Raw genomic sequence first — 12,930 nt, 5'->3', positions numbered from 1 at the left:
TTCAGAATTCTCCTAAGCAGCATTCAATGGTCGAGCCTGGTCCCATAGTGATCATGACCACCGAATCTCCCGTCTGGGCTACATCTTCCTCCAATAATTTTTCATGGGAAAATAGAAAGGAAGCGGAGGATAAGTTACCATAATTTTGTAATATACTCGTGGTATATCGCACATCGTGCTCGGTGATATTTAACGAATATTTGAGCGAATCGATCACTTTACGTCCGCCGGAATGAATAATCCAGTGCTTAATATCCCGGCGTTTGCGGCTAAAGCGCCATAACAGATTATCCACAGGTGTGTTGACATTCAGTCCCAGCAGGTAGGGAATTTGTTTATCCAGGTACAACGAATATTTGGTTTCCTCAAAGTCTAGCCGGATCGCGTCAATGGCCTCCGGGATGATATGGGAAGTGAAGCCAAGAATTTTAGGACCGGTGGGTACCAAAGGGAAAGGTTTTGCAGAAATCACCGCTGCTGCTGCACCATCTCCGAACAGGGAATTCACCACCGCAGTGGTTATGGTCTCATCAATAACATACATTGCAGAGCATACTTCCACACAAAGTAATAGACCGATTGCCTCTGGGTGGACTGCACAAAAATTGACTACAGGTTGCATGCCGTTTAATCCGCCATTACAACCCATTCCCACAATATCAATGCGCTGAATATCCGGACGCATTCCCAATGCTTTTATATAGTGCGCCGTTAGGCTCGGACACAGTAGGCCAGTGGTTGATACCACTGCCATGTAATCAATATCCTGAGGAGTAAGCCCAGCTTTTTTTAGGGCTTTTTTGATTGCGGACTGTCCAATATCCAAAGCCACGCGCTGGTGTTTGTCCAGTAACTCCCCAGGGCTTTCGTCGGGTATGCTGCCATCAGGATTAGGCTTTGGCAGGCAGAGATGCCGGGATTTAATATGGGAATTAGTGACATACTCCCACACTGAATCGAAGATTACAGTGTGGGCTTCTTACCAACTCCAGCCATCGCTATCGGCTTTCGCCGACGCTACGCGAACGGATACTCGGTAAGCTTTATTTACGACACGGGATGCCCCTCCGCGCCGGAACAATACAATAAGTTCTATTTTTTAGGAACGTAGGTGGCTGACAAACCAGCATTTTCGGCTTTGTTTATCAGTACATATATTATAGCAATTTTATAATACCCTGTGCAAAATTCATCCCACACCTATGCTACGCATTAGGTGTGGGGCTTCTTTTGCCGGACAGCTAAAGATTTTGTTGATTCTCTTATCCGTTATCCCAAAAAGCTCCAGCACTTGGGATTGGGTACATTTTTGTGGCGGTGTTTCCGTGCCAATCGCAATTAGCCTTGGGCAAACTGAAGAAGTTTGCATTTTCTGCTCCATCTATTCTACTTGGGTTTTGCGATTATAGAGCAGGGCTTGGGCAACTGCTTCTACGCTTGCATCTCCCAAACTTGTATTAACCGATTGCAAAGCCATTTTAGCCAGGCGGGTAGCCAGAGGATCCCGTCGTGCGGCAGCTTCCGCAAGGTGAATCCCATCTTCTAGGACGCGATCGCTGATTTGAGAAACCAGCCCCCATTCCAAAGCAGTTGCACTATCTACTTTCTGTCCGAACAGAATCATCGCCTTTGCTCTAGCTTCGTTTACGAGTTTGCTTAGGCGACGAATCCCTCCAGCAGCCGGGATCAACCCCAAATCGATTTCAGGCAGTGAAAACCAACTTGAGGGACTACAGATGCGCAAATCAGAAGCAAGAGCAAGTTCCAGTCCCCCTGCAATGGCAGGTCCCTGAATTGCTGCCACCGTGGGCCACGGTGCATTAGCCCAGTTATCAAAAAGCTGTCGGCTCAGTAAATTTAACCCATCCTGATAAGACCTGTTTGCAAAGCTGGATATATCGGCACCGGCACAAAATACCCTATCCCCTGCACCGGTGACCACCCCTGCGCGAATGGAAGGATTGGCAACCGCCGCCGCTAGCTGTTCTGCGAACTGGCAGATCATAGCATTATGGTATGCGTTGGCTTTATCGGGACGATCGAGGATGAAAAGTGCAATATTATCCGATTCCCCAACGTATTTCATGTGCACAGTACCCGAAACTGTTGCCATTGTCTTGAATACCTTTTGTTTGCTTGTCTAATCCCAACCCACAATCTTGTCCACAACCTTTACACTGATTGCGACAACAGTTGGGCAACCGCTGCTTCCATATCTCCCATTGATACTTCCAGATCGGTAGGATAAGCGGCACGGGACCACTGCACCAGATATTTAGGACCGATATTGTCATCCACCGAGCTGCCGCCAAAAAAGCCAGTGCCGATCACTGGACCCCGGGTCAGATTGGTGGAAAAACCACTGGAGCCTTCTACACCCTTGGTATTCACCGCAATTCGGCAGACCGGCAGAGCTGCGGTATAACGCGCTACAACTGCAGGGTCATTAGTGTGAATCACTGCCGAGTGACCTTTGCCCATTGTATCCAGCATCCCTAAAGCAGTGTCAATGGCAGCTTGTACCCCGTCAACTGCAATATATCCCATAACCGGGAACAGTTTCTCTTGGCTGATCGGTTCATCTGCACCCACTGTGTCAATTTCAACGATCAGGCTTTTCGTGCCCTCTGGTACAGAAAAACCTGCCTGCTGGGCAATCCAGGCCGCACTTTTCCCCAGGGCTAAAGGATTGACTCCACGGTCGGGGAAAAGATACGCGCGCAGTTTTTCCTCTGCTTCATCGCTCACAAAATACCCGCCCGATGCCCCCATAGCTGCTTTGAGCTGCGGATCAATGGCGCGATCCGCGATTACCACGGATTCACAGACACAAGGTAGAGCATGATCGAAACTGTTACTAGCAATGATTTGTTCAGCCGCAACAGGGATGTTGGCTGACTGATGCACAAAACAGGCCACATTACCTGGCCCCATACCGATTGCCGGATTGCCGGAACGGTAGGCCCCATGCACCCTGTTGGGACCACCAGTCGCGAGAATCAGACCAACACGGGGCGATTCCATCAAACAGTTGAGGGAGAGGATGCCAGGGGTACGTATGGTTTGAATTGCCCCTTCCGGGGCACCTGCTTTCTCAGCGGCTTGAGCCATCAAATCAACCACGTGTATCGAGCATTCTTTCGCGGCGGGGTGAGGAGAAAAAATAACCGTATTCCGGGTCATCATGCTAACCATTGCCTTGTAATAGACGGTCATCACCGGATTGGTACTCGGTATCAGCGCAACGATAATGCCTGCGGGTTTAGGAAAACTGATGATTTTCTTTTCATAATCCACAACAGGATCGATAAAATCAGCAGTCTGGTATCTTTCCAGCAACCCCAGGGAACAGTCCAGGTTTTTTTTCACATTATCACTCACATTACCGTAGCCCGTCTCACGTACCGACCATTCAGCGTAGAATTCGGCCTTTTCCTTCCCCGCCTGGGCCATCGCTTCAATAATTTTCTGCACCTGTGCTGTGGTATAAGTGCTAAAAATACCTGCAGCTGTTTCAGCTCTATCCAGTAAGCGATCGACTTCCGGTTGAATTTGATCGCATTCTGTCTGATCACTGATATTGCTCACTACTTTGTCTTCCAACTGATGAAATGGCGCGATTTTTGTCGAAGCAACATCTGATTTCTTGGGTTCTTTAAAGAACAAGTATCATGTTTATGATACCAAGGGCAGAAGTGTTAAATCTAAAGACTTAATAAAGATTTGATGTATTTTTGGTGGATGATTGCGGGATGATTTAACCAGCCATCAGAATCACTAACTGGTTAAAAGCCTATTTTGTATGTCAATTACAATTTATACAAAATAGCTGGAATTTCCCTAAGCGGGATATGTGGCTCGCTTCCAGCCAATAGTTGAGTTTAGTTAGCTGTAGCTGTCACCTTAAACTTAAAGGTGTAATCACCGCCTTTTGTGACTAAAATTACGGTAAATATGGTGATAATTTTTATAGGATTATTGTGGATTTAATTCCCAGATTAAATAATACAGATCATAATTGTTTGACCTTAAATATGTCTGGAAAGGCTATTATAGATATTGATAGAATAATTAGCTAATGTTAGATTCTTATAAATCAGTCGTTTTTTGGTAAAATCTCCGTAGGATAAATCGGGTAAAGCCGATTCCCACGGAGACAACAAAAAGATATAGAGGTTAATTGCATTTACATCAATTTTCCAGCGGGATAGGTCGCTGGCTTCCAGCCAATAGTTGAGTTTAGTTAGCTGTAGCTGTCACCGTAAACTTAAAGGCGTAATCACCACCTTCAAGGGGTAAAAGTCCCACGATCTCCATGTCAGCTTCAACCTCGAATTCGCTAGGAGGTAAATTTAGTGGTTCTGCTGCAGGGTCTCCCATAGTACGTTTGATTTCACCATTTGTTGCACCACCAATCTCAGTAAAAGAAACGCCATAGTTGTAGGTCTCTGCGGTGTCTAAAAGGTCTTGAGATAGGTCATTCGTCGCCATCAAGTCTCCAAGAGAGATAGTTGCTGGACTATTACAAAGCATCAAACCTGTAGCATAATCACCTGGGTTAACAACAGCTAATACTTCGGGATTAGGGTTTGTCAAAGCACCAGGTTGAACATCTACAAAAGAACAGGTTCCCTCTACTGTGCCCTCAAATTCAAAATCCTGCTCTATAGGAGCAGAAGGACCAGGAGGTACCTGAGCAAAGGCACTGGTAGCACCAGCAGCAACACCTACAGCAGTCAAGGCGGAAATAACTAAGGATTTACCGAATTGGTTTCTCATGTCCTTTATCTGGTGGAAATAAACTGTTTGTTTATACTTCTATTGTTTCCTAATTTATTAACTGAATACATCCGGAAAGATACCGAAGTTAAAAATTCAGTGAAGTTGATTACGGTGGATGAAATTACCGGTGATGGGGTGATGGGGTGATGGGGTGATGGGGTGATGGGGTGATGGGGTGATGGGCTGATGGGCTGATGGGCTGATGGGGTGATCGTTTTTCTAGTAGTAAAGTGCCAAAAGAAACCAATCGACAGGTAGAGTTACTACGTAAGTACTCCTAGTGCAACAACTCTGAAGTATCAAACCCCTTAGTTACTGTTACTTGAGCTGACCAAGTTGGGAAGTCTGTATGTAGTTTCCCTTAAAAAATTTAGTCAGCATTTAGTCAGCTCATAGGTGTTGGATGAAAATTATTTCACTAGCTTATCTAGCTGTAACAACTCTCTTGTGTTCTTGGATTACCATAACTTCCGTTGTTGCCCAAACCCTAGCACCTGAGGTATCAAAACCGGAAGTCGCCGCCACTACCTCTAGCCCAAGGCGAAACGATAGTTATCCATTGATTATTCTTCCTGTAGGCGTCAATCTGGGAAAACAGAATGTGATTCCTAGTACCTTAGTGCGGGGATTTGAAGATGGTTCCCAGGCAATTAATTTTGAAACGTGGCTGATTCCCTTAGATGATGTGATTCAGGGCTTGAAATTAGATGTCAAACCCTTAGACGATGGTCAATTAGAAGTGCGATCGCCTGGTTTAGTCACCCGCATCAATCCAGAAGAATTACCAACTGACCCAGAATTAGGAGTAGTCATTCCTGTCAAAACCATCCAAACTCTTCTAGGAGTCCCGACGGAGTTTGACATGATTGAATACGCCATTACGTTTAATCCCCCTTGGTTGAATGTGCGGCGCAAAGGTCGGCGAACTCGAGAAATCCCAGTCGTACTGGAAGGATTATCTGAGATTGATGCCCCTGCCTTTAGCATATCCGCGATCAGACAACGGGTAAATATTAGTGGCAGAGGGGGTGGTAGCAGTTCCTTTTCTAATTCCACAAACTATAGTGGAGAATTTACCACCGTCGGCACCTTATTAGGAGGTAGCTGGTTTGTTAGGACTCGCCAACCGGATTTAACCAATACTGGGACGTTTCGGTTACAGGAAGCCCAGTATTTTCGGCAAACCGATGCAGCGGATTTTGTCCTAGGTTCCCAGCCCACCTTTTGGCGAAATCAAGGAACAGGTCAATATTGGGGTGCGACCACTATCCAGCGCTGGGGATTTACCCCACCCTTATCAAGGGGTGGATTTAGTCCTACCCAACGGTTACAAGCCAATGACATTGGACGCAGCATTACTGGGGAAGCTGAACCGGGTACGTTGGTGCAGCTGACCCAAGGTTTTAATGATGTGGTGGTGGATGAAATCCTAGTGGACTCCTCTGGGGTTTACCGCTTTGAAAATGTCATAACTGGACGAGGCGGTAGCAATACTTATCGGGTCTTTCTATACCCGGATGGACAGCTTACTGCGGAACCAGAAATTCGAGAGGCCAATTTCTCTACTCTACCTGGTCAATTGACCAAGGGAGCCTCTGCTTTAGTTGTTTCCACTGGCTTGAGTCGAGAATCGAGCCAGAATGGGAATTTCTTCGGTGAGTTTACAGACGTACGGGGGGGAATTGCCTATCGCTTAGGAGTGACAGAAGACCTGACGTTAGGGATGGGGGTGGTTTACGACGAGTCAGTGTTGGGGTTAGGGGAACTATTCTATCAACCTGCTGGCTTTCCCTTAAAGGTAAAAGTGTCGGCTCTTTTGGGTACAGAGGATGAGGGGATAGACTATGATGCGAGTATTAACTTCCAACCTTCTCCTAAGCTAAGCTTTAACTTCAACAGTGATAGTCTAGCCCAGCGGTTTCGGGTCAACTGGCAAGCCTTTCGTGGTTTAACCTTGAGAGCCAGCGGTAACACTAGGGAGGAAGCCTTAGCTGCTGGTATGAGCATTTTTCACACTAGCCAAAATTTCTCACTCTTTGCCAGTGCTGACATCGACACCAATAATAACTTGCGCTGGAGTTTGAGGTCTAACCTGGGAAGTCTGAGACTGTCCCATCGAGGCAATGAAATCACTACCAATTCCGAACTAATTTATTATTTGTCCAATAGCAGTGCCTCAAGAGGACATTCTCTGCTACTGGGTTACGAAACCCGGGATTCCAATAACCGTGATGATCACCTGGCTCGCTTAGCTTGGCGCTATCGTTCTCCACAACAGTCTAGTGATGGTCGATATCTCTGGGACTTTGATTTCGGCTATGGCTTCGGTTCTCGGGGTAATGGATTGATTGCCTCAGCTTCCAGTGCCGTGATTCCCGGATTAGTATTGCGGTTACGTTACCAAGACATATCTACTACCTCTGATGGCAGCACCTTCAGGATTGAGCTTTCTCCCAATATCAATGTTCAATCAGGGATTAGCGGTGCCGACACCCGCTTTGACCGCTTACGCAGCCGAGGAGGATTGTTAATTCAGCCATTCTTTGACAACAATGGCAATGGTAAGCGAGATAAAGGGGAAGAGATTTACGTCGAAGAGCCTGATTTACTGTTACTGCTGAATAATAAATCGATAACCTCGTTTCGACCAGATATTCGCAACAATGGGATTTTTGTCAAACTCGACCCTGACACCTATCGCCTCGACCTTGACCCTGCCGGATATCCCATCGACTGGAAACCCGAGGAATCCGCTTATGCAGTGGAGGTGGTGCCGGGTAGCTATACTCCGGTTACTGTGCCAATGGTACTATCCTACACCTTTGCAGGTGTAGTAACTGATGCTGCGGGAGAAGCGGTGCAGGGGGCGAAGGTAGAAGCAGTACCAGTTGATTCAGGAAAATCGATTTTTTCGATTACCAACGGTGCTGGGGTCTTTTATTTAGAAGGCTTGCAGCAGGGTAAGTATAATTTACTGATTAATGGTGAATCGGCTCAACCAAATCAAATTGAGATTAAGCCAGATTCCGAACCTTTCCAAGAACTGAATTTATCGATACTCCTTAAACCTTAGTCTTTAATCCGATACTTTTTAGCTACCAAAATCTACCAAGGTAGGCTTTAGCCCGCCAATGCAAGCTGATTTTTCAGCCAGGGTGTATCTACCAAAGCCCGCAGAAAAATTCCACGAGCGCCATTGATGTCGCGATCCATTAAACGACCATCAATTTTTGATTTGATGGTTTTACTTCCGCCAATATTGACTAGTTCACCAGTCCAACTAACAGTTTTACTGGTATAAGCTTCACAGACGTCAAGGACAATTTTGCCTGTCTCAGATGCTTTATGCTTTAGAAACTCTTTAAACCTGTAATGAGCAAAAGACAGCATGTTGCGAACAGTCAAAGACCTGATTTTCCTGGTCTTTCTGTTTGACATCTGAGAGGTTTCAAAAGTAGGAAGCAGTATTACGTCAAAGTGATCAACTAGTAATCGAGCAGCTTTGTGATGTAGTTCGTTTATCAGGTTCTTGATTTTGATGATTATCCGTCTAGCGGCTCTCTTCATTCGATATTTTTGTTTGCCTTTAGCTTTACTTGTTCTGGACAGCAAACGATCGAGGTGAGCACATAGTCGCTGAATTCGGGAAAAGTCACCTTCTCCAATTTTGCCAACGGAGTTTTCACTGAAAAACGTCAAGAATGTTCTAACACCAGGGTCTAAAGCGACTACTCTGCCTTGGCTTTCGGCTTTTATTTGAGTGCTTTTGTGGGGAACTGTTAGGTAATAGTCCCCATTAGTGCTAGTTAATCGACAGTCACCAATATTACCGGGAATGGTTTCAGTAAAAGTTAATTCACCTAATTTTGTGTGATAAATGCCTTTAGCTGAAACGGCTGATTTAGGAATGTAACAAGATTGAACGGGATTCTTTCGAGACCTAAACCTAACCCGATTAATTTGGCCAGTCTTTTTATACTTCTTCTTGGCTTCCCTAACAGCCGTGCAAGCCTCCTTAATCGCTATGGATTTAATTTGATAAGGTACTGTCTTGCACCACTCGGGAAGGTTGTTTACTATTTCCGTTTTAATGGCAAACCAGTTAGCTTTTTTTTCGCCATTTTCTAGGATTTTTACAGTTTTATTAAAAACATAACGGGACACTCCAAACCAGTGGCGGATAATTGCACGCTGTTCAGAGTTTAGGAACACTCTTATCTTCTTTGATTTTTGTCCCGTACTTTCTGAGTCCGTGGACTCTACAGGAGAAGACGTGAATGATGGAGAGAATATCTGCCGTGAGTTCAGCCTCGGGGCAACTTTCAGGTTGGTCGGATCCCATGATTTTTCCACCGTTGAGACTGACCAAGTACTCAATGAGTTCAAATCCAAATCTGGTAAGTCTGCAAGGGCAGGCAACAGCAATCGTGAGCTGATCTCCTCGCACAAGCCGTTCCAGTATGGTTCTAAGACCTTTGCGTTTATAGTTGAGACCTGATCCGATGTCAAAGATGATTTCCGCTTCCGGGAAGAGGGAGTGCATGTAGGCAATTTGCCTGGCGAGGTCGTCAAATTGTTTGCTACTGCTGACTCGGCAGTAACAGATGGTAGCTGGCTGTCTTGGTTGTCTTCGCCCCAGACTGAGCAGGCTTTCTGTGTCAAAAAACCTTGTTCCTCCTGGAGTTTTTTCGGATTTGATCGTTCCATCGTCCGCATATTTCCTCAGAGTGTTCCTAGATAGTCCCGTAAGTTCGACCGCCTTACGAAGTGGTACGAGTGCCCTCCTTATAATCTACCAAATATTTGGAGATTTTGGGATATTACTGGACAATTTGGTTAACTGTCACAATCCTTAGTATTTTGTCGCCAGCAAAGAGTGGATAGGTAATAGGTAATTCTCAACTACCCATTACCTATTACCTGTTACCCATTACCCATTACCTATTACCTGTTACCCATTACCCATTACTCCCTGGAATACCAAGAGTTCACCCTTCAACTTCTGCTGGTTCTGGTTTAGGGGCTGGGGATGATTCCTGTCTGATGGTGAGGTAGCGAATCACATCTTGACTTATACGCATTGCTCGCTCAATCTTGGCGACATGGGTACCTGGTCCATTATAGTTCATTTGGATATAAATCCCTTCCCGGTACCTATCTATGGGATAGGCTAAACGACGCTTGCCACGATGCTGAATCTCGATTTGCTCTCCACCGAGTTCCTGCAATAGGTCTCGGTATTTGCCGATAGCTTGATCTACTTGTTCCTCGCCCAAATCAGGACGGAGGATGTACATCATTTCGTAAGTGTTTGGCACTGGTATTAATCTCCTTATGGACAATTTGGCTTCTTTTTATCCGATAGACAGCACTAACAATCAGCACTAACAATCAGCACTAACAATCAGCTTTCCTTGAACCACACCTTAAGTCATAGTCAAGGTTGGGTAATTGACTTGCTTGCTACTGGATAGTTAAAGAAGCAAGGAATTGATCTATCCCTACTTAAGCGGACACTTACCGGATCGGTAAGTGTTTGGAGTGGTCAGACTTATCTGAATACTTTTATCTGAATCCTTTATCTGAATCCTTGACAAGGATTACCGATTTCACATTGTAACCCTTTGTGCAACCAATTTCAATTAAATTTCAATTAAGTTGTGTCCAAAGATAGTAAATTCGTCAAAGGGGAATACCACTAGACACAACCAGACACTACCAGAAGATGCTATGTCTAAATGCAGCTTATTATCTATTGTACTGTTAAGGACAATCTATTATCAGTACTAAGTACTGACGTACTACCAACTCAATACTACTTTAGGTAAAGTAGAGAATTTTCGTAAAATTATCAAGGAACATCTATTGTTATGACACAGCGTTACGTCCGAGTTAAATCTTCTAAAGGACAGACCTACTACGGTTTGTTACAGGTGACCCGCACTATTCAGGTGCTGGATGCACCACCTTGGTTACAGGGACAACCTATAGATTTAGAGTTGGAACCAGAAAGCTATCAATTGCTGGCCCCGTGTGCACCAACTAAAATCGTGGCTGTAGGGAAAAACTATACTGAACACGCAGCAGAATTTGGAACATCAGTTCCTGAGGAACCCTTACTGTTTCTTAAACCCCCTACCACTATAATTGCTGACTCTCAAGCCATCCAGTATCCGCCTCAGTCTCAGCGAGTGGACTATGAGGGAGAGTTAGCACTGGTAATCGGTGACTATTGCTTAGACTGCACACCAGACGAAGCTCAATCCAAAATTTGGGGTTATACGATCGCTAATGACGTAACGGCTCGGGATTTACAAAAGCGGGATCCGCAATGGACCAGGGCTAAGGGATTTAATAGCTTTTGTCCCCTCGGACCCTGGATAGTCCGGGAGTTGAGTGCTGGGGCAAAATTGCAGACATTTCTGAATGACAACCCTGAGCCAGTACAATCCGCTTTAATTAGTCAAATGGTATTTCCGCCAGATGTTCTGGTATCTTACATTTCCCAGGTGATGACCCTAGTACCAGGGGATGTGATTCTTACGGGGACACCCAAAGGAGTAGGAGCAATGGAAGTTGGCGATCGCGTCCGGGTGGAAATTGAGGGAATTGGTCAGTTGGAAAATACGGTGATATCACGCCCGACCCAGGCCAAGACTAAGCAAGACTAGGGGACTTGGCTGTAAACGGCTTGACTAAGGCTTGGTATTTCTGCGTAACGACCCATCAATGATTGAATCATGGAGTAGCCGCAGGCGGCAAGGATTCCTAAAAATACTATATTATATAAGGTTTCTGTTAGCAAGTTAACCCCTAGTGCTTGGACTAAAATTGGCAACAATAGACCACACAAAACTAAAAGAATGTCTAAAAGAATCGCTTGCATGGTGTTAAAGCGAACAAAATGGCTGATTTGTGGGTTTCTGACTACGGCTAAGAATAAAACAAAGAAAATAATTAACCCCACTAAAGGCAAACCGTAGTAAAGTGAAATCAACGGTTGTAGTGGCAGGTAAATAATGCCGAGAATGGGAAACTGTCTTAGCAGAAATTGACCAAAGGGCAAAACCACAATTAGAGGGAGTAGATATGCAAGGGCTGCAAAAATCCGGTCTTTAATATCTGTTGACCCGCGCCAATTCATGGTGCTTTCTCCTTGAAGATGTTCAGATAAGGGGTACACTAACTACATATTCAGCATAGCGCAGCACAAAACTCTACCCCTGAGCGACCTTAAATGCGATTGACCTGCATGTCACGCGGGGCGCGTTCCCCTACTAGAAAAGTCAATCCATATTTACCAGACGGAATCCCATTTCACACTCATACTGTTGAGCTTGCTTCTCACTTAGCTTCTTGAGCAAATGAGCACAAACCAATTTGCCTTGATGCCAGCGAGGATGACCGCTTGGGTCAGCCAGTAAACAACATTGGCAGACAAGGTCGGGGGAAATTACTTGGTTATCCGTTATAATTACTAACATAGCACTAATCCCATTACGCTATCAGGGCTGATGCCGAAGCACAATAGTCTAAGGTCTTTTCAAGAGGCTTAAGCATAGAGCAAAGTGTTGAATTGCTCACGATACCTTATGCCGATACTAATATAAAATTTTGACCAATCAGCTTAGTGCTTAAGTCTTGTTTATAAGTGCTATTGATTAGAACTATTGCTTAACCCTATTATTATCTTAATATATCCCCTGGATTCTAGGTGTTGTATAATAAATAATTTAACATAATACAAACTTTAACTTTTCATAAAAATTGGCCTAATCTGAGTCTGAATCGTTCCAGAGTCAAGCTTTAAGCTCATCGTTACCGATGAATTGTTTGACAGGACTTATGAAAAACTCCTAAAAAACTGGGCATCCAACTCCCATATGTAGTAGGAATAAGTAGTAGGGATAACTAGTAGGGATAAGTAGTAGGGATAAGTAATAGGGTGGGTTAATAACCCACCCTGTAGTAGGTAGAGTTACTGGGTAAGTCCTGTTTAAGGATCGTGTCCAAACAAACCACCTGCCAAGAAATCTTCAGGGCGACTAAAGCTGCTATTTCGGTACCGGTAGTCGCTGATGGGATCAACCCCTGCATGAAAGCGATACCTCAGTTTTTGATCCCCGCTCCTGCCTAGACGGGGCTTTA

Annotated in this window: 12 protein-coding genes; 2 read left to right on the top strand and 10 right to left on the bottom strand. The window is 45.0% G+C overall.

Going from position 1 to position 12,930, the window contains the following annotated elements:
• Window position 1: 1 nt before the first annotated feature.
• From BJP34_RS31695 to BJP34_RS31675, 5 genes are all read right to left on the bottom strand, one after another.
• On the bottom strand, window positions 2-952 hold the full coding sequence (locus BJP34_RS31695; protein ID WP_070395780.1) for a type III polyketide synthase: 951 nt from the start codon (window positions 950-952) through the stop codon (window positions 2-4).
• A gap of 237 nt (window positions 953-1,189) precedes the next feature.
• On the bottom strand, window positions 1,190-1,369 hold the full coding sequence (locus BJP34_RS31690; protein ID WP_149031281.1) for a hypothetical protein: 180 nt from the start codon (window positions 1,367-1,369) through the stop codon (window positions 1,190-1,192).
• Between the two features lie 12 nt (window positions 1,370-1,381).
• Window positions 1,382-2,113, bottom strand: coding sequence for an enoyl-CoA hydratase/isomerase family protein (locus BJP34_RS31685; protein ID WP_070395778.1), 732 nt, complete (start codon window positions 2,111-2,113; stop codon window positions 1,382-1,384).
• 59 nt (window positions 2,114-2,172) lie between these two features.
• Entirely contained in the window at window positions 2,173-3,666 is a 1,494-nt protein-coding gene (locus BJP34_RS31680; RefSeq protein ID WP_070395777.1) for an aldehyde dehydrogenase family protein, read from the bottom strand.
• Window positions 3,667-4,239: 573 nt separating this feature from the next.
• Window positions 4,240-4,779, bottom strand: coding sequence for a hypothetical protein (locus tag BJP34_RS31675; RefSeq protein ID WP_070395776.1), 540 nt, complete (start codon window positions 4,777-4,779; stop codon window positions 4,240-4,242).
• Between the two features lie 406 nt (window positions 4,780-5,185).
• Between BJP34_RS31675 and BJP34_RS31670 the strand changes: the two genes are divergently transcribed.
• On the top strand, window positions 5,186-7,855 hold the full coding sequence (locus tag BJP34_RS31670; RefSeq protein ID WP_070395775.1) for a carboxypeptidase-like regulatory domain-containing protein: 2,670 nt from the start codon (window positions 5,186-5,188) through the stop codon (window positions 7,853-7,855).
• Between the two features lie 47 nt (window positions 7,856-7,902).
• On the opposite strand, the gene BJP34_RS31665 is transcribed toward BJP34_RS31670, so the two are convergent.
• The 3 genes from BJP34_RS31665 to rpsF form a co-directional block, all read right to left on the bottom strand.
• On the bottom strand, window positions 7,903-8,994 hold the full coding sequence (locus BJP34_RS31665) for an RNA-guided endonuclease InsQ/TnpB family protein (protein ID WP_202972116.1): 1,092 nt from the start codon (window positions 8,992-8,994) through the stop codon (window positions 7,903-7,905).
• Window positions 8,978-9,508, bottom strand: coding sequence for an IS607 family transposase (locus tag BJP34_RS31660; protein WP_229424431.1), 531 nt, complete (start codon window positions 9,506-9,508; stop codon window positions 8,978-8,980). The genes BJP34_RS31665 and BJP34_RS31660 overlap by 17 nt, the downstream gene beginning before the upstream one ends.
• A 262-nt stretch (window positions 9,509-9,770) precedes the next feature.
• Window positions 9,771-10,079 (bottom strand): 30S ribosomal protein S6, encoded by a 309-nt coding sequence (gene rpsF, locus BJP34_RS31655; protein WP_070395774.1) that lies wholly within the window; start codon window positions 10,077-10,079, stop codon window positions 9,771-9,773.
• 573 nt (window positions 10,080-10,652) lie between these two features.
• On the opposite strand from rpsF, the gene BJP34_RS31650 reads away from it, so the two are divergent.
• A complete protein-coding gene (locus BJP34_RS31650) occupies window positions 10,653-11,453 on the top strand; it encodes a fumarylacetoacetate hydrolase family protein (RefSeq protein ID WP_070395773.1) in 801 nt (266 codons plus the stop codon).
• Here BJP34_RS31650 and BJP34_RS31645 read toward each other — a convergent pair.
• Entirely contained in the window at window positions 11,450-11,926 is a 477-nt protein-coding gene (locus tag BJP34_RS31645) for a Tic20 family protein (protein WP_070395772.1), read from the bottom strand. The genes BJP34_RS31650 and BJP34_RS31645 overlap by 4 nt on opposite strands.
• A 142-nt stretch (window positions 11,927-12,068) precedes the next feature.
• Window positions 12,069-12,266: a hypothetical protein gene (locus tag BJP34_RS37895; protein WP_083305445.1), complete on the bottom strand. Its 198-nt coding sequence runs from the start codon at window positions 12,264-12,266 to the stop codon at window positions 12,069-12,071.
• Window positions 12,267-12,930 lie beyond the last annotated feature (664 nt).

This window comes from Moorena producens PAL-8-15-08-1 (assembly GCF_001767235.1).
Taxonomy (GTDB): domain Bacteria; phylum Cyanobacteriota; class Cyanobacteriia; order Cyanobacteriales; family Coleofasciculaceae; genus Moorena; species Moorena producens_A.
This window is presented reverse-complemented; position numbering and strand designations above follow the sequence as displayed.